15 protein-coding genes, 1 pseudogene and 1 riboswitch are annotated in these 25891 nt (G+C 39.0%); of the genes and pseudogenes, 9 read left to right on the top strand and 7 right to left on the bottom strand.

The window, feature by feature from the left end; translation table 11 throughout:
• The first annotated feature begins 7 nt into the window (after nt 1–7).
• The 3 genes from essC to essA are packed head-to-tail and all read left to right on the top strand — an operon-like array spanning nt 8 to nt 7975.
• Nucleotides 8–4459: a type VII secretion protein EssC gene (essC, locus tag JI666_RS11665; RefSeq protein WP_206891959.1), complete on the top strand. Its 4452-nt coding sequence runs from the start codon at nt 8–10 to the stop codon at nt 4457–4459.
• Entirely contained in the window at nt 4456–7509 is a 3054-nt protein-coding gene (gene esaA, locus JI666_RS11660) for a type VII secretion protein EsaA (protein WP_206891957.1), read from the top strand. Before essC ends, esaA begins: the two co-directional genes overlap by 4 nt.
• The gene (gene essA / locus JI666_RS11655; protein ID WP_206891956.1) at nt 7499–7975 is read left to right on the top strand and encodes a type VII secretion protein EssA; all 477 of its coding nucleotides are present in this window, start codon (nt 7499–7501) and stop codon (nt 7973–7975) included. The genes esaA and essA overlap by 11 nt, the downstream gene beginning before the upstream one ends.
• 108 nt (nt 7976–8083) lie before the next feature.
• On the opposite strand, the gene JI666_RS11650 is transcribed toward essA, so the two are convergent.
• Nucleotides 8084–9181: an SDR family NAD(P)-dependent oxidoreductase gene (locus tag JI666_RS11650; RefSeq protein ID WP_286170770.1), complete on the bottom strand. Its 1098-nt coding sequence runs from the start codon at nt 9179–9181 to the stop codon at nt 8084–8086.
• Between the two features lie 342 nt (nt 9182–9523).
• Here JI666_RS11650 and JI666_RS11645 point away from each other — a divergent pair, with 342 nt between their 5' ends.
• The gene (locus JI666_RS11645) at nt 9524–11185 is read left to right on the top strand and encodes a M4 family metallopeptidase (RefSeq protein ID WP_206891955.1); all 1662 of its coding nucleotides are present in this window, start codon (nt 9524–9526) and stop codon (nt 11183–11185) included.
• 61 nt (nt 11186–11246) lie between these two features.
• On the opposite strand, the gene JI666_RS11640 is transcribed toward JI666_RS11645, so the two are convergent.
• The 3 genes and pseudogenes from JI666_RS11640 to JI666_RS11630 all read right to left on the bottom strand — a co-directional run bounded on the left by JI666_RS11640 (nt 11247) and on the right by JI666_RS11630 (nt 14654).
• Nucleotides 11247–13295 carry a right-handed parallel beta-helix repeat-containing protein gene (locus tag JI666_RS11640; protein WP_206891954.1) on the bottom strand — a complete coding sequence of 683 codons (2049 nt, stop codon included), beginning with the start codon at nt 13293–13295 and terminating at the stop codon, nt 11247–11249.
• A 224-nt stretch (nt 13296–13519) separates the two neighbouring features.
• Nucleotides 13520–13648 (bottom strand): annotated as a pseudogene (locus tag JI666_RS11635) (dimethylsulfone monooxygenase SfnG); the annotation flags it as partial.
• Nucleotides 13649–13888: 240 nt separating this feature from the next.
• A riboswitch (SAM riboswitch) is annotated at nt 13889–13993 on the bottom strand.
• A 166-nt stretch (nt 13994–14159) separates the two neighbouring features.
• Entirely contained in the window at nt 14160–14654 is a 495-nt protein-coding gene (locus JI666_RS11630; RefSeq protein WP_206891953.1) for a lactoylglutathione lyase family protein, read from the bottom strand.
• Between the two features lie 130 nt (nt 14655–14784).
• Between JI666_RS11630 and JI666_RS11625 the strand changes: the two genes are divergently transcribed.
• Complete coding sequence (locus tag JI666_RS11625) at nt 14785–15111, top strand: winged helix-turn-helix transcriptional regulator (protein WP_206891952.1); 327 nt, start codon at nt 14785–14787, stop codon at nt 15109–15111.
• A gap of 77 nt (nt 15112–15188) precedes the next feature.
• Here JI666_RS11625 and JI666_RS11620 read toward each other — a convergent pair whose 3' ends face one another.
• Complete coding sequence (locus tag JI666_RS11620) at nt 15189–18389, bottom strand: DEAD/DEAH box helicase (RefSeq protein WP_206891951.1); 3201 nt, start codon at nt 18387–18389, stop codon at nt 15189–15191.
• A 194-nt stretch (nt 18390–18583) separates the two neighbouring features.
• On the opposite strand from JI666_RS11620, the gene JI666_RS11615 reads away from it, so the two are divergent.
• The 3 genes from JI666_RS11615 (at nt 18584) to JI666_RS11605 (ending at nt 21068) form a co-directional block, all read left to right on the top strand.
• A complete protein-coding gene (locus JI666_RS11615; protein WP_206891950.1) occupies nt 18584–18742 on the top strand; it encodes a hypothetical protein in 159 nt (52 codons plus the stop codon).
• Nucleotides 18743–19034: 292 nt separating this feature from the next.
• Nucleotides 19035–19451, top strand: coding sequence for a cbb3-type cytochrome c oxidase subunit I (locus JI666_RS11610; protein WP_206891948.1), 417 nt, complete (start codon nt 19035–19037; stop codon nt 19449–19451).
• A gap of 213 nt (nt 19452–19664) precedes the next feature.
• Nucleotides 19665–21068 carry a trypsin-like peptidase domain-containing protein gene (locus JI666_RS11605; protein ID WP_206891946.1) on the top strand — a complete coding sequence of 468 codons (1404 nt, stop codon included), beginning with the start codon at nt 19665–19667 and terminating at the stop codon, nt 21066–21068.
• A 104-nt stretch (nt 21069–21172) separates the two neighbouring features.
• On the opposite strand, the gene betA is transcribed toward JI666_RS11605, so the two are convergent.
• Together betA and betB are read right to left on the bottom strand one after the other, a co-directional pair.
• Complete coding sequence (gene betA, locus JI666_RS11600; protein WP_206891944.1) at nt 21173–22855, bottom strand: choline dehydrogenase; 1683 nt, start codon at nt 22853–22855, stop codon at nt 21173–21175.
• 143 nt (nt 22856–22998) lie between these two features.
• A complete protein-coding gene (betB, locus tag JI666_RS11595; RefSeq protein WP_206891942.1) occupies nt 22999–24471 on the bottom strand; it encodes a betaine-aldehyde dehydrogenase in 1473 nt (490 codons plus the stop codon).
• 284 nt (nt 24472–24755) lie between these two features.
• Between betB and cudC the strand changes: the two genes are divergently transcribed.
• Nucleotides 24756–25304, top strand: a complete 549-nt coding sequence (gene cudC / locus JI666_RS11590) for a choline uptake/conversion transcriptional regulator CudC (RefSeq protein WP_206891936.1) — start codon at nt 24756–24758, stop codon at nt 25302–25304.
• Nucleotides 25305–25891 lie beyond the last annotated feature (587 nt).

Below are 25891 nucleotides of genomic sequence, written 5' to 3'. Positions count from 1 at the left end.
TGGAAAGATGGAGCAATTATGGGCTTTCTTTCGAGATACTTACCAACGAGTCGACCTTGAACAGAACTCAAGTACGATTTCAATCGGGACAAGTATTAATGATGCCATAACCATCCCTTCTGACCAGATGGAACGGGTATCGATTGAATTTGAAAACGGCAGCTATTATTTAAGTGATCAAGATGAAAAAGTCGTTGCATTGTCTCAAAATGAGCGAACTTCCTTCCAACTAGGTTCTGAGAAAATTGCTGTCATGTTAACATCTCAACCTGAGAAGCAATCCTATTATATTGGAAATCATGAGGAGATTACCGTTGGCAGATCTTTAACTGATAACCATGTTGCACACGAACCTCTTAAAGAGAATCAAGGATTAGCACTAATAAGGGAGAGGAAACACTGGACACTCAAACCTTCAGGTCATACACCTGTTTATGTAAATGGAAATCTACTAACTACAAGCACGAAATTGATGATTGGCGATATCATTTTCCTTCCGATGTTGACGTTCACTCTAATTGCAGACGATATGATTGAAATAACCTGTCCCGTAGAATTTCAAACATCCTTACCAGAAGCAATTATACCGACATCTGAAATGAAGAAGAAATACCCAAACTATCGTAGAACGCCAAGAATGATGTATGAGTTACCAGAGGATAAGATTGATTTATCATTTCCAACGCAAGAGTCAGAGCGAAACAATCGAAGTTTATGGATTATTATACTTCCTCCTTTAATGATGTTAATTGTTATGGGGTTAGTAGCACTTCTTATTCCTAGAGGAATTTTCATTCTAATATCCGTGGTGATGTTTACAACAACACTCGTCACATCTACTGTGCAATATTTTAAAGATAAAAGTCACCAGAAGAAATCAAAAGCACGGAAGAAAAGAATTTACAAAAGGTACCTTGAGGATAAACGCCATGAACTGCACGAATTAGCTCAAAAGCAGCGCAAAGTCTTAACGTTCCACTTCCCTTCTTTTGATCGGATGAAATATTTAACGGAGCAAGTTTCTGATCGCTTATGGGAGCGAAGTTTTGAAAGTCCTGACTTCCTTCAATTTCGATTAGGAACTGGAACGGTCCCTGCAAGTTATAACATCTCAGTCAATTCAGCAGATATGTCAACGCGAGAAATGGATGAACTGTTAGAAGAATCTCAGAATCTTAAACAAGTCTACAATGAACTTCATTCGCTTCCTATTACCGCAAATCTATTCCAGGGTGCGATAGGCTTAATCGGAAAAGAAGCGGTAGTGAAAAATGAACTTCATCAAATCATTGGGCAATTAGCCTTCTTTCATAGCTATCACGACATTAGGTTTGTTTATATTTTTCATGAAGATGAATACACCGATTGGGAATGGATGAAATGGTTACCACACTTCCAAATGCCTAACTCATTTTCAAAAGGCTTTATTTATAATGAACAAACGCGAGATCAACTCCTCTCTTCGATCTATGAAATGATCCGAGAGCGTGATCTAGAAGAGGATAAAGAAAAGATCCGTTTTGCGCCGCATTACGTCTTCATTATCTCAAATCAAAACTTGATATCAGACCATGTGATTCTAGAGTACTTAGAAAGTGAACATACCCATCTCGGACTCTCAACGATCTTCGTTGCTGAAGCAAAAGAGAGTCTATCAGATAATATCCATACGCTGATTCGCTATATTAACAATAACGAAGGGGATATTCTGATCCAAGAGAAGAAAGCAGCCGAAATCTCATTTGAACTAGATGAGCACAAACAAAGCGATAATGAACAATTCTCTCGAATGCTACGCACATTAAATCACCAACGAGGGATTACGAATTCCATTCCTGATAAAGTATCCTTCCTACAGATGTTAAATATGGAGGATATAGATGAATTACCGATCTCACATAACTGGGTAACGAATCAATCATCGAAATCACTAGCAGCACCAGTAGGACTTAAAGGACGCCAGGATGTTGTTGAGCTGAACCTTCATGAGAAGGCTCATGGACCACACGGATTGCTTGCAGGTACAACCGGGTCAGGTAAGAGTGAATTTCTACAAACCTATATTCTTTCACTAGCCGTCCACTACCACCCACATGAAGTGGCTTTTCTGTTAATTGACTATAAAGGCGGAGGAATGGCACAACCTTTTAAACAAATCCCTCACCTTTTAGGAACGATTACGAATATTGAAGGTAGCGAAAACTTCAGTACACGGGCACTCGCTTCTATTAAGAGTGAATTAAAGAAAAGACAAACGATCTTTGATCAGTACGAAGTGAGTCATATCAATGACTACACAATGCTTTATAAAAGTGGCGTAGCAGCCGAACCAATGCCTCACCTCTTCTTAATATCAGATGAATTTGCTGAATTAAAAACAGAGGAACCAGAATTTATTAAAGAGCTAGTCAGTGCCGCTCGAATTGGTCGAAGTCTGGGTGTCCATCTCATTCTTGCCACACAAAAACCTGGTGGTGTGATCGACAATCAGATTTGGAGTAACGCTCGTTTCCGCGTCGCGCTTAAAGTACAAAACGTTGAAGACAGTCGTGAGATTCTAAAGAATGGCGATGCCGCTTCGCTTACAACCACAGGTCGCGCTTACTTACAGGTTGGGAATAACGAGGTGTATGATCTATTCCAATCGGCTTATAGCCGAGCGACATATATGGAAGACACCTCAGACATGGAGGATGAAGTGGCTCTTGTTACAGACCTCGGTCTTGTCCCACTGTCAGAGCTTTCTTCATCTAAAGAAAGCAAGAAAAAGAAACAAAGTGAAATTGAAGTGATTGTTGATAAAATCGTCGATGTACAGCAAGAGCTTGGCCTGAATCGATTACCAAGTCCATGGCTACCACCATTAGAGAAGCGATTGTATCGTCATCAATTCGAATCTAGTCATAAGAGTATTACTTTTGCCCTTCTTGATGAACCAGAAAAGCAAGCACAGTCTCCTTATGAATACGAACTAATAAAGGATGGAAACGTTGGTGTATTTGGATCGTCAGGTTTCGGAAAGACGCAAACAATCCTGACGCTACTAATGGGAATCGCATCAACAAACGCACCTGAAGAAGCCCAATTCTATGTACTCGATTTCGGTAACGGTGGTTTATTATCGATAAAGAATTTACCTCATACAGCAGATTATTTCTTAATTGATGAGGAACGGAAACTGAATAAATTACTGAAGTACATTCAAGAAGAGTTTACGAAGCGGAAACGACTCTTTCAGCGTGAGGAAGTCAGTTCAATTACAATGTTCAATCGAATGAATGACAAGCCTCTTCCCCTTTTATACATTACGATCGATAACTATGATCTCGTGAAAGAGGAACTAATGGATCTCGATCCGATCTTTACTCAATTTGCACGAGATGGACAATCACTTGGAATCTATCTAATTCTAAGCGCTACCCGTATGAACTCTGTTCGTCAGGCTCTCATGAATAATCTTAAAACAAAGATTGTCCATTATTTACTTGATAGTTCAGAAGCGTATACCGTGCTTGGGAAACTACCGTTTGCTCCTGAAGCCATTCCCGGTAGAGCAATAATGAAGAAGGAGAAAACATACTTTGGTCAAATTGTTCTGCCCGCTGAAGGTGAGGATGACTATGAACAGCTTGCATCACTGAAAGAAGAGGTTCATATGCTTCAAGAGAAATTCCGTGATGCTACTAAACCGGAGCCTATTCCAATGCTACCGACAGATCTTACATTAGAAACATTCCATTCGTATATGCAAACATCACGATCAGTTAATGACTACCCGATTGGATTGCATGAAGAAACGGTTAAGCCCGTCTCCTTATCCTTTGCGCAGACTTCCCATTGCCTTGTACTTGGACAGGCGCAGAAAGGTAAAACAAATATCATGCGACTTCTTACACAGCAAGCATTACAGCAAGAAGTCGACCATATTGCGGTATTTGATTCAATCGATCGAGGACTTTTCCATTTAAAAGATGAGGAAAATACGACTTATTTAGAAACAAAAGAACAAATCGAACAGTGGCTTGAACAAGTTACAGCTGAATTTAAGTCGAGAGAGGTCACCTATCATGAGAGTATTAATAGTGGTCAATCCCCTCCTAAATTCTCGAAAATCTTCCTCTTCATTGATGGTTATGGACGATTTTCACAAATACTCGGGTCTCTTAACCAGGATCGGATAACGGCTCTCATTAAAAACTATAGCCATCTTGGTCTAAGTGTTGTCGCGTCAGGAAATAGCAACGAATTAACGAAAGGTTACGATCCGCTAACGGTCGAATTGAAACAAGTTCGTCAAATCATTCTTCTTATGAAGAAATCAGATCAAACACTAATCAGTCTGCCATTTGACCGGAAAGAACCTGATATTAAAGCTGGATTTGCTTACTATGTTAAAGGCGATAGCGCACAAAAAATCCAGGTTCCACTTGTTCAGATAGAAAGGAAGGTACATGCGTGAAAGAAAAGAAAAGCATTCTTAAATTAATTCTTGTGACAGCGATCATTCTGGTTCTTCCTCTTGTCTACTTCACTTCAATTGGAGAAAATCCAATGAAAAAGAAGGAAAGCGCCACGAAAACAATCGCAGTTATTAACGAGGATATAGGGACAGAAGAAGACGAAGAATCAGTTAAATTTGGAAACGACGTCCCTTCTATACTTAAATCTAATTCCAACTACAACTGGGAAGTCGTTGGACGCAGTGCAGGAGAAAAGGGATTAAACAACCAGAAGTATGATGCGATCGTCTATATTCCATCTACATTCTCAAAGAAAATATTGACGTATGATGAAAATCAACCTGAACAAACAAAGCTAGAATTTACTGTTCAGAACCAGCTAAATGCCATCAATAAAGAGAAAGTATTGCTCGAAATCGAGCAAGCGACGAACCGAGTCAATACAAAAATGTCTTCTCTTTATTGGAACTATGTTTCAAATGATCTTGCAAACATCCAGGAAGAATTTGATCAAATCGTAGAGAAAGAGAAAGCATTCCAGCAGACGATGCTCTCTTTCTATACGCCAAGTTCTAAAGACCTTGCCGATCAAATGGAGCAACAAGTTTCCATGCTCGCTACTCTTCAATCCTCTTCAGAAAGTGCTGAGGAGCGTGCAGCAGATCAAGCTGATACAATGGAAGGTTTCCAAGAAAACCTCGCTAACTTTGTAACCTCTACAAATGATTATCGCGAGTATCAACAGAAACAACAAGAAGTACTCGAACAAGTTCAAGCTGATTCAGTGAATTCAATTTCACAAGCTACTGAAATGCCTCAGCCCATGTTTATGAACAATAAAGAGTTATTTGAAGGTAAGTCTGAGAGCGTACTTCAAAACATGTCTCAAATGGAAAATCAATTGCTTGAACAGCAACAAATGTTTTCAGGACTTAAAGAACTACGTTATAACCAGGCAGAGCGCCAAATTGACGATTTCTATACCTTACAGAATCGGATCATAAACTATTACCAACAGCTAAAAGACTCAATGGTTCTGAATGATCTCGAAGGTGAAATCGCAACGCTAAGTAACAAATTGGGAGATGGGGACGATATCGTTATCCCTGATGATCCTGAACTTCCTGAGGTTCCCGAGGATCCAGAAGAACCTGAAAACCCTGAAGATCCAATTGAAGAAGAGGATCCGATTAAAGATTTGAATCAGCTTCTAAAAAGCTTACAGGATGAAGAACCACCTGTAATAGAAGAAGATGAAAATCAAAAAGGACCTACTCCAGTGGATTTAAGTGCGGAGCGCAATGAGTTGTTAGCCATTGCACAAGAGATTTTGGCATTACAAGAAACGTTAATTGCCCTTGAAGAACCAAAAGTTGAAGATCTTGAAAAGGCTTCTACAAATTTAGTAATGCTTAAAGATCGAATTGAACAAACAGAAAAACAGCTTCTAGCAAAAGAAGGTGGCGACAATCCACTTGACGGTGAACTAGAAGAACTTAAGAAGCTAGTTGAGACGCTAACAGAAGAAAATAAAAGCCTACTTGAACAAATTGGTGAACTCACTAAGAAAGTCGATGAGCTAACAAAAGAAAATGATAAGCTCACGACTCAGAAAGAGACACTAAGTGAACAGGTAGATGTTCTAAAAGATTCAAACACTGAACTAAAAGATTTACTAGTGATGGTATCTGATAAGATTTATCGTATCTCGTCAGGTATTAATGAGAAGGAAAATGCGATTTTAGCATCACCTGCCTTATCTCAAGCAAGAAAAAATAATCTGTCAATCTATTTCCAGCGTCCGATCAAAGGTGCTAACTTAACAGATGTTCTACAGTACTACGCTTATCTTGATCGTTACGAAGCAACGCTGAATGGCATGCTTTCCAAAAATGATGTGAAAGAAACCGTTCTTCAAGACAACGATCTTCGCGAAGAAGTGAATAGCATGTTAGAGCTTACAAGTGAAGAAAAAGGTCAGTGGGATGCTGTTGGTACACAGGTACCGAAAACGAGCGACGCCCTTACCACCTTACAAGATGATTTCACTGTATTTCTCGCTGACTATAAGAATGTCTTGGACACACAACAAGCGAAGCTAGTAGAAAGCTTGAATGGAATTGAAGAAGAAGCAGGCAATGTCCTTACTCAAATGCAACAATCAGAGCAACAGTCACCTGATGAAACAACACAGGGTGGGACACAAATCATTAGTAATCATGACCAAATCAAAAGCCAAATGAGTTCCCTGTATGATTGGATGGATTCTGTAGAAAATAGTCAGTCAGAAATTCTAACGTATACAGATGAACTCCAATCTCGAGTAGCAGAAGTGCAAACCGATGCGAACACGCTTAACAATAAGTGGGATAACAACGTAGCATCGACACTTATGATTCGTGATGATGTGTTCAATGTGATGGGCAATGCATTCGTAGATGGACAATCAAATGATTACGTCTATGATTTCCTTGCTACTCCTATCGACGTGACGGGTAGCGTGTTCACAGATAAGAAAGACACCAATCTTCCACCGGTTGTGATCTTGTTCGTTATTCTCTTAAGCAGCTTGTTAATTGGTTATGCAAGCTACTATTTCCAACACGGACCATGGTGGTTACAAACCATTCTTTTCTTAATGCTTACGAGTATCGTAGGTCTCGTTATAAGCTTATATAGCTTATCAATCTATCCATTAGGAAATGATCGCTCGCTAGAATGGACAATTTTCACTATTTTACTATTACTAAGTTGTTCAGGCTTAATACGAGTTGCCTTCATGGGACATCATTTAATAGGATGGTTTGTTACAGTTGGCCTTGTCGCCCTATTTGTGACACCACTACTAGCCCTATCAACACCAAACTTTAGCTTTACTGATCCCATGTCGAGAGTATATATGTCGATTCAAAACAGCACGCAAACGCTCTTTACAGAGGGCGCAATGATTCTAACCGCCGTGTTAATCGTCCTGATTATACTTCAATATGCGTTAAGCAAACGATCATCATTGACGCAAATCAAAGAGGATGAGGCTCATGAAGCATAAGCTCATCAGCCTCATCACCCTGGTTTTGCTCTGCTTCTACCTTGCTCCTCTTGCAGTGGAAGCAAACACAGACATTAACGAGTTACTACCAAATGAATACCAGAAGAACAAGTTCAAGAAAAATAATGACTTCATTCACGACTCTTCAAACACGAAAGAAATGGGAGAGATTACGGAAGATCAAAAAACCATTTTATTTAACGGAGAGAAAACATTCACTCCTGAGTCTACTATCAGTCAATTGTTTCTCTCAATGAGTACAGAAAACAGTACGATTAAAGATAAAGCAGAAAACCTAAAGCTTTTCTCAAACACTGAGGCAGCCGCATTCCAATCTAAAGTAACAGAGGCAGAAACAACCTCTTCTTCATTTCAATTACTGATTGGCGTATTGATTGGTGTATTTCTTCTAGTACTTGTCATTGTATTGATCATTTATAATCGATTTACTTCAACAACTAAATAAAAAGATACAAATCATATAAAAGCCACGGACCAAGGGTCCGTGGCTTTTATCGTAAATTCATAAGACATTCGACATAATCTAACATATACCGGGTGGTGACAGGCACTATTATCTACTCCCAGCAATGATCGTTCTCAGTACATCTTCGTTTAGATCTAGTGCTTTGACATTGCTTTCAGTTAATAGCTTTCTAGTATTGGTATCATCAAATATTAAGGTTTTATCAAGGTATTGATGGAAAACCTTCATTGGTTCATTGAATTTCATTTCTTGCTCTGTTAGTTCTCCATCATAATTAGTAGACACCAGTTCCACCTGATTGAAATCAAGCTCTGATTTTATAGTCTCAAAAACGAGTTGATTTGTTGGTGGTTGAGAATTCGTAATATGATAGATTTCCTTGTTCTTAGAATTCTCCAGACCAGCTACTAATACATCTACAACATAATCGACCGGAACTAGATTTTGTGCTGTATCTTGGGCACATAAGAATTTAACCCTAGTAGAAGGCATTTCCTTTTTCCGCTTCATTCTCTTCTTCATGATCTCAAAGCTTCTAATAACACCATATAAAGCAAAAGTTGTTTCGGCTTCCCCTGTTTTTGAGTCGCCAATTATAATAGAAGGCCTGAAGATCGAGACATTGAAATGATCTTCATACTCAAATACAAGATGTTCTGCCTGACATTTGCTTTGTTCATAATAATTAACGAAACCATTATCAACAGAATGAAGAGTTTCACTAGCATACATCTGATCACCCAATGTGTACGCTGTACTAACATGATAGAAGTTCTTCGCTTGAATGTCCTTGGAGAATTCTAATATATTTCGTGTTCCATTCACATTTATATCAAAAGTTTTTTCCTTTTCATTATCATCAAACGATAGATAAGCAGCGATATGATATACCGTATCTATCGTGCCTTTTAATCCAGCTATATTTTCATTTGATACTCCAGCATAATCCATCATAATATTACCTTCAATAATGAATAATTTACTTTGTAGTTCGGCTGACAAAGATTCGATTAGATGATCAGCTTTTCGCTCATTGCGTGCGAGAGCATAGACCGTATGTCCTTCACTTAATAACCTAATCGTCAATTGCTTTCCTACAAAACCTGTCGCACCAGTTAGAAGTATATTCATGTTGTTATTTATCCCACCTAAACTATCGATTAGTAATCGTAGTAGTAATTTCATAGTGACGCACCTTATCAAAGTTTAGCATAGAAAGCCTCATGAAACAGTAATTACAACATATAAATACCTCTTCAGGATTCTGAAGAGGTGCTCACGCATATCAGGACATTTTCTTTTACGAGTAGCTACAAGGTAAAGGTACTAGGCTGATAGGTTTAAGCCTAGTCTCCATAGTAATCTGAATGTCTAAACATGTTTTTAGAAATTCAACCCCTTCCTTTACCCAGTACTTTAGACCTTATTTTTCCATTATTCCATATTTTAAGATAATTACAAATACTCATGAACTAAGACTTTATCCTCTCTATAATTGTAAATAGATTACATTTAGGAGGGTTTTATTTGAAAAGAAGAATTATTGCACCACTTGTTGTAACAACCGCACTACTTTCTGCTTCACTGCCATATAACAATGTACTAGCCGTTCAGCCAGATCATCAAATAGCAAAGCACGTTGATAAGGAATGGAACGAAAAAGCTAACGTGCCATTATTCGTAAAGGAAAAGCATGCAAAACGTCAGTCCGCTACTTCTAATGATGCACTTAACTATCTTGAAGAGAATAAAGATAAAGTTAAAATTAAGAAGCCGAAAGCTGAACTTAAAGTAGACAAATCCGTTAAAGATGAGCTCGGAATGACCCACGTTCGTTTCAATCAGACAAAAAACAATGTACCCGTTGAAGGCGCAGAAGTTATTGTTCATTACAATGCGAACACTGAAATAGAAGTCGTAAATGGGGCTTACAATATTCAATTAGAAGAAAGCGACCTAGATACCACCCCAGCCGTTACATCAGAAAAAGCTCTCGAAGCAGCAAAATCTTCTGTAAATGCTCCAAACAAGTTAGATCAACTTCCCACTTCTAAGCTTGTCATTTATCCGTTTGAAGGAGAAAATCATCTAGCTTATAAAGTGAATGTTAATTTTCTAGGAAATGAGCCTGGTAACTGGTTCGTATTCGTAGACGCACAGACAGGGAACGTTATTGATAAGCACAATGCGATTATGGACGCTAACCAATTCAAAACACAAAACGGCTCAGGTACTGGTGTATTAGGTGATCATCGTCTGCTTCATATCACTAAAAGCAAAGCTGAGAAAGAAGGAACGACTTTTCAATTAGCTGATTTCAGTCATGAGGGCTTAGAAGGAATTCTAACCTACGACTACTCGAATGAGAATAATGAGATTGAGTTATTCTCAAACAGAAGTGCATCATTTAAATCAGATTACGATCGACCTGCCGTTGATGCACATTATAATTCAGAACAGGTGTATGACTATTATTTAAACGAGCATGGCCGGAATTCTCTTGATGATAACGGTATGCCAATTCAATCAGTCGTGCACTTCGGCAATAACTATAACAACGCTTTCTGGAACGGTACGTATATGGTTTATGGTGATGGTGATGGAGACTTCTTTATCCCACTATCAGCTGGATTAGATGTGGCTGCACATGAAATGACGCACGGAGTGACGTCTAATTCAGCAGGTCTCATCTATCGATTCCAATCTGGTGCTCTAAATGAAGCCTTCTCAGATATTTTCGGTGCATTAATCGATGACTCGGATTGGGAAATGGGAGAAGATATTATGGCTCCTGAGGCTGTTGCAAGTGGCAGAACATCATTAAGAAGCTTAAGTAATCCTAGTAAATATCCTGTGGGATCTAAATATGCGCCATATGGCAATGGTGAAGGAATGTACCCTTCCCATATGGACGAATTCTATGACTTGCCGGGTGATTTAGATAACGGTGGCGTTCATATTAACTCGTCGATTATTAATCATGCCGCTTATCTAACAGCTCAGGATATTGGGCGTGAGAAGCTCGGGAAAATCTACTACCGTGCATTAACACACTATTTAACGCCAACATCAGACTTTAGTGATGCTCGTCAAGCGCTCATTCAATCCGCTGTTGACCTTTATGGTGAAGGCAGTTCAGAAGTGAAAGCCGCTACAGGTGGACTTGATTCTGTAGGTATCACTGAATAATTCCTTGTAAATGAAAGAAAGCATGAAGATCGTCTTCATGCTTTTTTCTTTGATTATACGCTCACTTGCAAAGATCTGGTGGATGACTTTTAAAACAAGCATTTAGGATAAAATCATTATCCGTATTGTCTGCTTTTATGTCGTAAGGAGTATTTCGTAACAGTTCATTTCTGAGTAGAAGATTGTTACTTGCTTGATCTGTTAAGTAAATACCGTCTTGTTGGTTGATTAAGATTTTATTATCCTCCACGTTATTGAATTCAGTATGAACAAGTATGCCACCTTGGGAATGGAATTGTATTTTATTACTGGCGACATAATTCCCTACACTATCTAACCTTACTCCCCTAGTGTTGGATAATATTCGATTGTCAATAATAGCTCCAGAGCCAAGCCCAGATATTTCAAACATTCCGTTACTCCCATTTTGACTCATTTCATTGTTGTAAATAAAGTTAAAACCAGCATTGTCCGCAATCCCATTAATGGCATTCGATTTTATTCGATTTCTTGTAACGGTACTTCCTACAGTTGTGTTTCCTATAAAATGAATTCCATTTCCACCGTTAGAAAATATTTCGTTGTCTATAATCCAGTTGTTCATTGCCGTTATTCTGATACCATCTTCACGTGCGTCGATGATTTTATTTTTCCACATTAAGGTTGAGAATGCTAATGATAATTCAATTCCGTTTCCAGCTGCAATATTCCTTATCGTGTTTTCAACCATTGATATACCTATGCCTTTTACAGATATACCTGTTTGAACATAATTTCGAATGATAAATCCCTGTATAAGTAAGATATTCGCTGAAAGTTCAAAAGCAGTATTCAGCTTCCCCTTTCCATCTAGAATCACTTTATTACCATTGGCAATAAAGCGGATGCCAGATTTAGAAATGGGAACTGTAACTTCTTCCTGATAGTTGCCATTATTGACTAGGATAGTATCTCCAGAAGAAGCCTTATTCACAGCTTCAGAGATTGTAGGAAAGTCTTTCGGAACAACAATTACATTCTCATCGTAAGAAGAACAGTTTTTTACATGAGGATTCTGAAAGATTGTATTGTTTGTATTCGTAACCACTAGATCACTATCTTTATTACTTCTAAATAAGTTTCGGAAGATGAAGTTTCTAGTCGCTTTCTCCTTCATTACGAGTCCGTTCTTATTTTCTATAAGTTTATTTAGCTCAATCACATTAAGCATACTCTCAACAAGGACACCTGAGAAGGAGTTGCTTACAAACCGATTATCGATTACTAAGTTCCCAGGAGTTTCAACTACCAATCCATTGCCTTTGTTTTTATCGACCTGATTGCTTAATGACAAGGAACCTCCAAGCTTTGTTGGTAAGTTAATTCCTTCTTTCCCATTCCGAACGATCTCATTATCATAAACGAGGTTAAACCCTTCATCCTCTAGTACGCCGCTTTCTTTATTGCTTCGAACCTCATTTCCAACAATGTGATTTCCTATCGTAGTAATCCGAATACCATTTTGTCCGTTATGACTAAACTCATTAGCAACAACCCAAACGTTTTTGGACTGAAGATTTATTCCGTCCTTATTCGCGTAAGAGACTTTATTCTTCCAAATTAAATTAGAGAATGTCCCCTCATTCAGCTGGATTCCATGACCCCTCGTTACGGTATAAATCGTATTTCGGATGAGTTTAATTCCGTATACTCCCGTCACTTCAATTCCCGCTTCTACAAAGTCTCGGATCTGAATTCCGTTTAGTTCTATGTTATTTGCCATTAACGTAAATCCTGTATCTAGCTTTCCTTTTCCATTTAAAATAACATCCTTACCGTTCGCAATGAATCGAAGAGATGGTTTGGTAGAAGGAATAGAAACACTCTCATGATACGTACCATTTGCTAATAGAATTGTGTCTCCAGCTGATGCTTGATCCACCGCATCTCCGATTGTTGGATAATCTCTAGGAACGTGGAGAATTTGGTTATTATTCTTTTGAAAGTCCACTGTTTCTTCATCCTCACCCATAAGAGATACGAGTGACGAATGATAACCTTTAATAACCTCATCCCATTCCTCAAAAAGTTCCGTTACCCCTAACTCACTCTCTTCTATTGGCATACTCATTTCCACACCCTTTTTGAAATGTCCTACATCTTCTGTGTGAAACTGCTATATATACATAAAAAAATGAAGAAAACCATAGTCTCCTTCATTATTAACTGTATTGCTTCTATCATATGTACAACTTAAAAAGAAATGATTAGTCATTTTACCTAGATAGCGGGTTTTAATTAACTCTTATAGCACGAAAAAGAAAAAGGAGGTTATCTACTGCTACGCTAAAGCGATTCTTCTGCTATTTTTGCGTAACGCTTGTTAGCCTCAAAGGTCCAATCCGTTTTCTGTGGAAGCTTTGAAACAACAAGTCCTCCGCTCACATTTGGTACCCAGTAAGCAAATTCTAAATTCTTCGACATATGAAACCGTCTCCCTTCGTAAGTAGACGGACATTTAGAGATCATGATAAAGTAACTATAATGATCTGGTGTGTCCGTCATTGTCGCGTGTCACATCATTAATTGTCCCTGAGAAGAGGTGTTGCAGCACCTCTTCTCTTTTCTTTTACCAACAAAATAATCGAACAAAAAAGCCCCTTCTGCTCTCACGAAGCAAGAAGGGGCGTTATCACGATACATAAATATCCTCGTATAACGTCCTTCTCATCTTCGGAACAAAAGCATTCCTCTGAAATTGGCACCGGGCGTTAAACGCTGGTTGCCGAGACATCGTAGGGTCAGTCCCTCCGTCTCTCTGGATAAGAAGTTATTACTTGATTAAATTGTTAAAGCTTATGATAAATCCGAATCGGTAACTTGTCAATGTAATTTACTGAGTTTTCTCATTATTTAATTCATCATGTTAATGAGCCAAAAATCGAGAAATCAACAATGTGAGCTTATACTAAAAGAGCCTAATCACATGAAAAACTTAATAAGCACCTTCAGAATAAGTTAATTCGTAGCTATGCGTATAAATCTCGAAAATGTTACCAAATGGATCTTCTACATAAACCATTTTAAATGGTTTTTCATCTGGATAGTATTCACGGATTGGCATGCGCTGCTTTCCACCATGCTGCTTTATTTTCTTTACGATACCCTCAATATCAGGGTCCTGGATACAGAAGTGGAAGATTCCAGTTTTCCAATATTCAAAGTTGTTTTCTGGCTTCTCGTTTTCAGGGAACTCAAACATTTCGATTCCAATTTTATCTCCTGTTGATAAGTGGGCAATTCTAAACGTATCCCAATCGTTTCCGAAGACGTCACGGCACATTTGACCAATTGGAGTATCGTCATTATTGACATCAGAAGGCTCCATTAAAATATACCAACCAAATACATCTGTATAGAATGTAATCGCTTCTTCAAGATTCGGAACCGATAGTCCGATATGAGAAAAACTTCTTGGATATGTTAACATAGTGTTGAACTCCTCCTTGATTATTACTATCTTCTAACACAGCATCATTATACTTAGTATTAAGTCAGTATGTAAGAACGCACTTTTTTGTGCGATACTATCCAAAAGGTAAGTAAGGAGTCGAATCAACATGAATTCTCCTGTAGATCAGAACGGGAAACTAAAATGTTCAATCGAATATACCCTAAAGAAAATCGGTGGCAAATGGAAAACCGTTATTTTATGGCATTTAGGAGTTGAAGGAACGCTTCGATATAGTGAATTACGTAAATTACTCCCCGGCGTCACTCACAAAGTCATGACTCAACAGTTAAAAGAATTGGAAGAGGATGGTTTCATTAATCGCACCCAATACGATACCATTCCGCCAAAGGTAGAATACAGTATGACAGAAAGAGGAAAAAGCTTAATGCCAATACTCGAGCAGATGCATTTATGGGGAACAGAAAATCAATAAAAAAAGTACCTGTCTCCAATGCTAAAACATTAGCATAAGGAGACAGGTACTTTTACATAACCCAACTACAAACTATATCATTCCATTAAGATCTCACGAATATCCTCTTCTGTTAATGTCGCTGTAGCTTGTTCTTCTGAATCAATAATTTCTGAAATGAGCTCTCTCTTTTTCTCTTGGAGCTCATTCATTTTCTCTTCAATGGTACCTCGTGCAACGAGTTTAATGACTTTAACAACCTTTTCCTGACCTATTCGATGCGTGCGATCTGCTGCTTGCTCCTCGACTGCAGGATTCCACCAAAGATCATACAAGATCACCGTATCTGCCCCTGTTAAATTAAGTCCAGTCCCACCTGCTTTTAAGGAAATAAGAAATATATCTCTTTCACCTTCATTGAATCGATTGCAGGTTTCCACCCGCTTCTCTGCAGGAGTTTCACCATCAAGGTAGAAATAAGGTTGACCTTGCATTGCTAGCTCTTTACCGATTATCTTAAGCATTTTGGTGAATTGTGAGAAGATCAACACTCTTCGACCAGCTCGTCTTGATTCTTCTACAATTTTCAGCAGCTGCTGAAACTTCGCTGAGCTTCCTTGGTAACCGTCTACAAACAATGAAGGATGACAACAAATTTGTCGTAATCGCGTTAATCCAGCTAGTATTTTAATACGATTTTTTCGAATGGTATCTCTGTCGAGGTGCTTTAACGTATCCGTTCGTAGCTTCGCTAAATAAGCTGCATAGAGCTTCTTCTGTTCAGGTAAAAGCTCTGTTAATTCAAGAGACTCCACTTTTGCAGGTAACTCAGCAAGCACATCTTCTTTCATTCGACGAAGTAAGAATGGTCGTACCCTTCGAGCGATTGTTTTTCTTGTAAGATAGCTATATTCTTTCAAACCCTGGAAGAGCTGCGGAAAGACAACATGATAAATGGACCAGAGCTCTTCAATTGAATTCTCCACAGGTGTTCCCGTTAATCCAAAACGATGATCTGCTTTAATTCGTTTAACCGTTCTAGCTGTTTGGGTCGATGGATTCTTGAATGCTTGAGCCTCATCAAAAAACACTGTGTGGAACAAATAGTTCTCATACCATTTGTGATCTCTACGAAGTAATGGATACGAAGTGATGACAACGTCCATTTCTTTACTATTCTGTTGGAGATTTTCTCGTTTCGATTGATTTCCGTCTATCACAACTGCTCGAAGGCCTGGAGCAAACTTCATGATTTCATGTAGCCAGTTATACGTTAAGGATGACGGACAAACGATTAGTACAGGATTCTTCCGCTCTCGAATAGATGCGAGCTCAGATACAATATACGTAATGCTTTGCAACGTTTTACCTAGCCCCATATCATCTGCTAGAACTCCACCAAATCCATAACTAGCAAGTGTTTTCATCCATTTGAAACCTCGTTTTTGATAATCACGAAGGACATGGTCTAACTCCGCCGGTACCTCAAAATCCAACTTACCGGGATGAAGTAATTGATCAAGAAATTGACGAAACGATTCCTCTGGCGTGAAAACCTCACTATTATCAATGGAATCTAGAAGATGAAGACTTTTCGAAACGGGTAGATTCCATTTACCTTCAAACCCCTCATCCTGAATTGGTACGGTATTTAGAAAGCGGTGAATTTCTTCCATTTCATTCGTTTCGAGGGAAAGGAGAGACCCATTTCGAAGACGATAATATTTCCGTTTTTCTTCTAACGCCGCTAAAATCTCTCTAATTTGATTGTCTGAAATACCATCCATTTCAAACTTGAACTCCAACCAATTGGTGCGCTCCCTTTTCTTATGCTTCACCCTAATAGCAGGATGAGTTTCCTTTCTCACAAGCCGATTTCGAACAGCTGTTGTGGCATACAATTGAACCATTTTCTGGAGTTTTGGTACAAGATGATAGAGAAATTCATACTCAAGGGCTTCATTTTGCATATGATAACCGCCATCGGTCTTTGAAAACCCACTTTCATCCATAAGCTTTAAGATCTCTTCTTCCTTTTCAGTGTCCCTTATGATCAATGGACCCTTTGGAATATCTCGGCTTTCGAGCGGTTGAATAACGACACCTTCATAATGAAACTCAAGTCCAGCAAGCAGGCGGTTTCTCAGGCGATCGAGATACAATTTCGCTGTGAGTGGAGTTTTGAAGAATCGCTGATTTAACGATCTTGATAGTTCAACATGTCCAATTTTTTTCAGATCAGGTACGATTTTTTCGAGAAAATGATTGATATGTTTATGCGGAATTGGAATATGGTTCTTATCTGGAAACGGCAGCATTTGCTTAAGTTCGAATAATCGATCACAGTCCTGTCCTTCCAACTGAAAAACTTGACCGTCACACAGAACCGAACGATATGAGTTCATAACAAGCATACGATCAAAGCCTTTAACCGTTAATTGGAAATTATCCTCCCTTATCTCATCTATTAGAAACTGGATAGGTGGCGCACCCTCCACAACTCTTAAGTGATCGAAACGGCGTTCCAGATACTCAAGCTTTGCTGGTGAAGTTTCAAGCATAGGGACTAGCAGCTTCCACGACGACGGAGAAATCATTAACGTTTGACTCATATCTTGATATTGAGACAGATTAGGCATCAATTCTAGAAATGCTTCTTCATCATCAACGACTTGAATAAGGGCTTGGATGATCGCATCCGTGTCTTTAGAAAAACAATGGATGTTAGGATCATAGGTAAAGTGAGAAGAGACCTTTATTTGCTGTCCTCGTTTGACGCAGAGAAGAAAGTTTCTGATCTGAACTATTTTCTGATGTTCAAGGGTTATTTCAATTCCAAACAGGTGTTGACCCTGTCCAACAGAAATGGCTTTACATGTAAACGAAACGTCAAGAACTGTCCTTTTCTCGAAATAGCGTTGCTCTCCACTCGTTGAAGTGGCTGACTTGCTAAAAAGCGTCATAAATTCCTCAGTAAGTCCTCCATCACCTGATTGTTCAAGTGGAGATATTCCTTGTTGTTGGTAATCATCAATAGCCAGTAGAACAGCCGCAATATGCTGACAATCCTTTTCGAAATTAGCTAGCGAAGGACAAGTACATTCCCTCCTTAACTCACCATTCTTCCCTTGTTCAATTGTTATGTGAAAAGCTTCTGCACCTATAACCGTAGCTTTACAAACCTTTTCACCATATGTATTAAATTTCACTTTATCTGAACGATAATAAGCTTCCCCTCTTTTGAAGGAAAGGGTACCGCACATTTCTTTGATGATTTTGTTGTTTACTTTAATATCCATGTACTACCCGTTCCTTCTATGACGTATTGAGGCGATCTTACTCTCTCGCACTAGTCTTTTCACATTTTATCATATGTATCTTAGTACGATCGAAAATCACTATGACTACGAAACTTAAGTTTTTTATCAGTCCACGTATAATTTTAGCGAAATTCACCAAACATTATAGTACTTAGAGCATAGAATAAGTAATAATGAAATTGGAGATGATCGTTGTGTGGGTGATCACGGTAATTGGAGAAGACGGTGTTCGTACCACGTTAGATGTTTGCTTCAGCACCTTTGGTGAAGCTGCATCGTATGCTGAAAAAGCTCAGTTTCCCTCGTTTACGATTAAAGTAGCGGCGAGATAGAATCAACGGGTAATTACTGGTTGATTCGACAACAATAGGTAACGGATAGACTTGGGATGACTGCCAGGTCTCTTTTTTTGATTATAAAAACCAAATGCAGATCTTTGTGATATCACTCAGCAAAGATCTTCTTTTATCGTTCATTACCATTCGTAATGAAAAAGCTGCAACAACGATAACCCCCATCCTCGATTCAAAATTTCCTAATTAACCCATTAAAATCGTCATAATGATCAAAGTGGTTTTATATACTTAAACGGTCTATAAAACTTGTAAAGAGGAGGATTACACAATGCGGGTTGGAATACTTTTTCTTAAATTGGCAGCTCTTTATTTTCTAGTTGGAGTTAGTATGGGACTGATTATGGAGGTAATCAAAGACCACAGTTTAGCCGGTGCCCATGCGCATCTTAACCTGTTGGGATGGGCCTCAATGGCTATGTTCGGCGTCATTTATATTCTTTTCCCAAAAGCTTCCGAAACGCTTTTAGCAAAGCTTCATTTCTGGCTATATAACATCTCGCTACCATTATTTATGCTTGGGTTATCTTTCTTTCTAGTAGGCAATACTTCGCTAATGTTTCTACTAATGATCTTCCCTAACCTACTCGTATTGAGTGTCGTCCTATTTGTCGTTAACGTATTTGTGAATGTAAAAGGAGAAGATGTCAATCAGTTCTTTAAGAAAGGGCACAATACGTCTGTATAAATTCGCATGATTATAGAGTAATGAATTTTAATTAAGCTGAATCAAAAAGGGCCTGGTATTCATGTGTGCATGAATACCAGGCCCTTTTTGAATTTTTATTATGTTATTTGCGTTCACTACAGTTCCTTTTTTTCCTTAATATGCTAATTTAGATACCCTTCATACTTTGGGATGAGGTATAATAATCAAAAAGATTATAAGAGGAGGAGTCCTATGTTCTGTCCTAATTGCGGGACAAAAAACGTAGAAAGCGCACGGTTCTGCATCCAATGTGGTCACTCTTATACTAATAAACAAAAGAAGAACAGATGGTGGATGACAGGTATCATCCTTTCTTTATTTTTGGTGTGTGGAGGTTTTATTTATCATTTCGTTCTTAATAAAGAATTGAATAACGAAACTGTAGTAAAAGAAATAACACCAACGCAGGTCGATAGTGAAGTTGACTCTACTAAACCAGAAAAACAACCAAAAGTTGAAAAAGATCCGAAGACAAACACTTCGAAAACCGTTGAGAAGAAAAAGAAGGCTACTAATCAGAAAGCAGCTACTCAAAAAGACAAAAAAGATATCATACGAGAGGCTCAAACCAAAGTATATACAATCCTAACAGCGGATAGCCAGGGATCCGGATTCTTGTTTCAGAAGAACGGTACAGTTGTGACAAATGCTCATGTTGTAGCAGGGTACATCGATGTCTTAGTGCGTGACCAAAATGGCGTAGAAATGAATGGCAAGGTAATTGGCATATCAAATCAATACGATGTAGCACTCATTCAAACAGATAACTTAACAGGTTCTCCTCCTTTAGAGATGGAAATGAAGGAATCGGAAATTGGTTCAGAGGTTATTGCCCTTGGAAGTCCTCAAGGTTTGGAGAACACAGCATCAATCGGATATCTAACTGGTCTCGACCGTTCATTTGTTTCGAACTTCGAATATGAAAATGTGTATCAAATTGACGCACAAGTTTCACCCGGAAGCAGCGGTGGACCACTGCTAGATGGGAATACGGGGAAAGTAATTGGTATAAATTCCGCCTTATTAACCCGAGATGATTCAATTGCTTTCTCTATTCCAATGTATACAATGATGGAACTATTAACGAGTTGGTCAAAGTCACCGATGGATGAGAATGCAGTAACAAGCACTTTTCATTTCTATAATGAATTTACTGCTTTTGATGAATATGAATACGAGGAAAATTATGAAGAGGACTCTTTAGAAGAAGAAGAAGAAGAGGCTTATGACCTTACATTTGATGAAGCTAGTTTATCTGACTTTATCTTGAATTTTCGAGGAGACTATGAAATTGCCTTGCAAAATGAAGACTTCAGTTATATTGAAGATATGCTGCTATATGATAGCGTCGCCTATTACGAAATGGCTAATTATATGGATGAAATAGCTGGACAAGGAATGATTTTCGATTTCACCTCCAATGAAGTGACCAATATTGAAATACAAGCAGATCAAGCTATTGTTAGTACCTTCGAGGTTTTTGACTTCATGAACGCTGCCGGAGAATGGAGTGTCTATGAACGTACGAAGGACTATGTCGTCATTGTAGATGAAGATGGGTTTTACAAAATAAGGCATATTGAAATTGACCAATAGAAATAGAATAGAAACCTTATATTAAAACAAAAAAAAGAAGGACTCTCTCATTCATGTATGCCTCACTAGCAAATACATGATGATAGAGTCCTTCTCAAAGTAAGTTATTTCGTTACTGTCCCCGCATCAGCCGGATGTACTCCGTGACGATAGAAGTCGGCATCAATCGGATCCAATGGTTTACGTCCAAGGATAAGATCGGCTGCTTTTTCTGCTAACATCAATACTGGTGCATGGATATTTCCGTTTGTAACGTAAGGCATGGCAGATGCATCGACAACTCGAAGGTTTTCAACACCGTGTACCTTCATCGTTTCTGGATCGACTACAGCCATTGGATCTGATTCAGGCCCCATTTTACAAGTACATGAAGGGTGAAGCGCAGTCTCAGCATCTTCTTTCACCCAATCAAGAATTTCTTCGTCTGTTTGCACAGAAGGTCCAGGTGAAATTTCACCGCCATTATATTTTTTCATAGATGGTTGAGACATAATATCGCGTGTGATTCTAATCGCTTCTACCCACTCACGCTTGTCCTGTTCAGTAGACAGATAGTTGTATACCATGCTCGGATGTTCTTTCGGATCTTTCGAGCGAATCTTTAATGATCCGCGAGCATCAGAGTACATAGGACCGATGTGTACTTGGAAGCCATGTTTCGTATCTGCTTTTTGACCATCGTAACGTACCGCTACAGGAAGGAAATGGAACATCAAGTTCGGATAGTCGACATCTTCGTTCGAACGGACGAATCCTCCACCTTCGAAGTGGTTTGTCGCCGCAGGGCCCGTACGGTTGAGCATCCACTGCAAGCCAATCCATGGCATACGTGCCACATTAAGGTTTGGCTGTTCAGAAACCGGTTCTGGACATGTGTGCTGCACATAGACCTCAAGGTGATCTTGAAGGTTTTCTCCTACACCTGGAAGATTTACGAGAGGTTTAACGCCAACGGAGCGAAGATGTTCCGCGTCACCGATTCCTGCTAATTGAAGCATTTGTGGCGTTGCAATTGCACCACCAGATAGAATCACTTCACCTGCTTCAACTTGATGAGTCTTACCATTTCGACGATATGTCAATCCTTTAGCGCGAGTACCATCGAAGTCGATGCTTGTAACAAAAGCACGCGTTCTAACTGTTAAGTTCTCACGATCCATAACTGGATGGAGATAAGCACGTGATGCAGACAAACGCTGACCTTTGTAAATATGCTTATCAAACGGTCCGAATCCTTCCTGACGGAAACCATTCACATCAGGGGTACGTGAATAACCAGCTTCTACACCAGAGTTAAAGAAAGCCTGGAATAACGGATTTTTAGCTGGACCTCGTTCTAGTTTAATTGGACCATCATGGCCGCGAAGATCATCATCCGGTGAAGCCAAAGCATTCTCCAATCGTTTGAAATAAGGTAGACAGTGAGCAAAGTTCCAGCTGTCCATGCCCTGGTCGCCACCCCAACGTTCATAGTCGAGCGGATTACCGCGTTGATAAATCATACCATTAATGGAACTAGAACCTCCGAGCACCTTACCACGAGCATGTGGGATGTTTCGACCTTTCATATATGGCTCTGGGTCCGTCTCATATTGCCAATCATAGAGATCTTTTCCTGATGGAAAAGGCAAAGCTGCTGGCATTTGAATCAAGAGGTCCCATGAATAATCACTTCGCCCCGCCTCTAAGACAAGCACACTTTTCTTTCCATCTTCACTTAGACGGTTACCGAGTACGGAACCCGCACTCCCACCACCTACAATTACATAATCAAATGATTCAGTCATAGTATGTTCCTCCTTGATGTTGACATAGGAAAAGGAACTTAGACAATTTAAAAGAATTGCCTAACCCCATCATTCCTATCTAATTTATTTATAGTTTCTTAAGCCTAAGTTTCATCTTTATTCCTTAAAATCGGTTGGTGTGTTTAGAACCAGTTAATCGTTTCTGGTTTCAGGTTCTGGAAAATATGCTTTGTTTCTGTGTATTCTTCCAAACCTAGCTTTCCTAGTTCACGTCCGATACCAGATTGTTTAAATCCACCCCACGGAGCGTGCGGGAAATACAAGTTGAATTCATTGATCCAAACCGTACCCATACGCATTTTCGCTGCACAGCGTTCAGCTTTTGCAATATCGTTTGTAAAGACACCGCCTGCAAGACCGTAGATCGAGTCATTTGCTAGTCTTACCGCTTCTTCCTCGGCGCTGAATTTCTCTATTGTAATAACCGGACCAAAACCTTCTTCTTGAACAACGCTCATATCTGTTGTGCAGTCTGTGAAGATCGTAGGCAAGTAGAAGAAGCCATTTTGCAATTCAGGATCCTCTGGGCGTTTACCGCCAACTACTACTCTTGCACCTTCTTGAATTCCCGCTTCAACATATTTTTCTACTTTCGCAAGATGCTCTGCTGAAATGAGAGGTCCCATTTGAGTGTCTTCGTCAAATCCGCTTCCAAGCTTAAATTTCTTCACTCGCTCCACAAGTGCGTTAACAAACTCATCATGAATACTTTCTTCTACAATCAGTCTTGTCCCAGCGGAACAAATTTGTCCGGCATGGAAGAACACGCCATTTAATGCTTGGTCAACTGCTAGATCGAAGTCAGTATCAGCGAAAATAACATTTGGGTTTTTACCGCCTAACTCTAGTGCGAGCTTCTTCACATTTGCGCTTGCAGATTGCATAATTTTCTTTCCTGTTGCAATACCACCTGTGAAAGAAATAAGATCTACATCCACGTTACTAGACAACTCTGCACCAATCGTATCGCCTGCACCTAGAACAAGGTTTGCAACACCTGCAGGCACTCCCGCTTCTTCCATTAGTTCAAATACTTTTATATGAGTGAGAGGTGTAATTTCACTTGGCTTTATAATTAACGTATTTCCTGTTGCGAGTGCTGGCGCCAATTTCCATGACGCTTGAAGTAATGGATAATTCCAAGGCGTAATTTGACCGCAGACACCAACTGGTTCACGGACCACTTTACTTATTGAATTTGGCACTGGAGAATCGATTAGTTCCCCGCCATCTTTGTCAGCGAGTTCAGCGAAATATCGAAATACACCCGCGATATCATCCATGTCTCCACGGCTTTCTTCTACTGTTTTCCCAGTATCCAATGATTCTAGATGAGCCAGTTCTTCTTTGTCTCTTTCAATTAATTCAGCAATCTTTCTTACGATAGCGCCTCGCTCTGTTGCAGGCGTATCAGCCCATTCACCGTTATCAAAGGCTTCCCGTGCTGCAGCGATCGCTGCTTTCGCATCTGATTCATCACCTTCAGGAACAATAGCAATAACTTCCTGGTTATATGGATTAATAATGGAACGCGTATTTCCTGAGTTCGCATTAACCCATTCACCATCTATGTATTGTTTTAATTTCAAATTCATATTGATCAACTCCAATGTCGAAGTAATTAACTTTATTAAAAATTTATTTAACACATTTAACGTTAACACTTCTTTTTTTTTGTGTCAAAATAAATTCAAAGCTAGGACAAGAGATTTAACTTTCACTATGATGGGAATAACTAGTAGGGTAACAGTTAGCTCAATTTGGTCATTCATTATCTTTTGATTGACATTTCATGTGAACACGTCAACAATAAGTTAATAAATAAATTCAATATATATTTAATTTGATTTACTTTTTTTGTGAAGGAGCGACTTGTACTATGAGTGAACCCAATGAAGGACCAGAACTAAAGATAGAAGATGCGAAAGAGAAAGTCATTGGCACGATAGCAGAGACAATGGATTTATATGGCGTAACTCCCGCCGCTGCAAACTTATACGCAACAATGTATTTTAAAGATCAAATGACACTTGATGAGATGCGAACCGAACTCGGAATGAGTAAGCCAAGCATGAGTACAAGCGTACGTAGGCTTCAAGATATTAAAATGGTGAAAAAAACGTTCACACGCGGTTCAAGGAAACATACTTACGTAGCAGAAAAAAATTTCTTTCGTTCCTTCATGGCATTTTATTGTCAAATGTGGGAACGCGAAGCCAAGATGAATATGGAAGCCATTGAAGAAGCACAAGAAGATTTCATAGAAGTGATCAAAGATGCCAACAGCACTTCAGAAATTGTTGCAAAAGCGAAAACATATTATGATCAGTTAGAAGAATCAAAAGCATACTATCACTGGTTAGAAGACTTGGTTGAAAGTATAAGAAGCGGTAAGATCTTCGAATTCCTACCTAAAGATCAGAAATGAATCATACACAATGAGGACGCATTTAATGCGTCCTCTTTTTTTGTGGCTTTATTTCAACCAGATGTGAGGATCATGACGGTCTATCATTCGGATTTAAGTCTATGAAAAGAAGAGATTAATTCTCTACGAAACCTCCATAAACGACGCTAGTAAAGTCTACTTAATTGATTTGACAATAAAAATCGAATCATATAACATTTATAATTACGTTAAGAAAATATTTAACATACTTAATTTTCTGCACGAAGAAGAGGTGGTTTTACATACGAGAAAAGCACATAACCATGCGAATAAATGAGTTAAGTCGGAACGAGAACTGATCAAATCTTGAAAAGCGGCTTACCCTTACGGTGATTCGCTTCCTATCTCAGTGAAATAGTTAATTTTATAAAGTTCTTTTCTCAAAGATTGTTGCTTTTGAAATAATTTATGTATAAAGAACAAACTTGGCTGATTGGAGCGGAAGGTGCTCGACTCCTGCGGGACTAGCGGGACAGGTGAGACCCCACAGGAGCGTTAGCGAAAAGGAGGCTCACCGCCCCTCGGAAAGCGAGCATCCTGGAGCAGAAATCCACCACTCTTATAGC

The organism is Bacillus sp. NTK071 (assembly GCF_017303315.1).
In the GTDB taxonomy this organism is placed as follows: domain Bacteria; phylum Bacillota; class Bacilli; order Bacillales; family Guptibacillaceae; genus Guptibacillus.
Note: the sequence above shows the minus strand (reverse complement) of the source record. Positions and strands in the feature narration are given on the sequence as shown.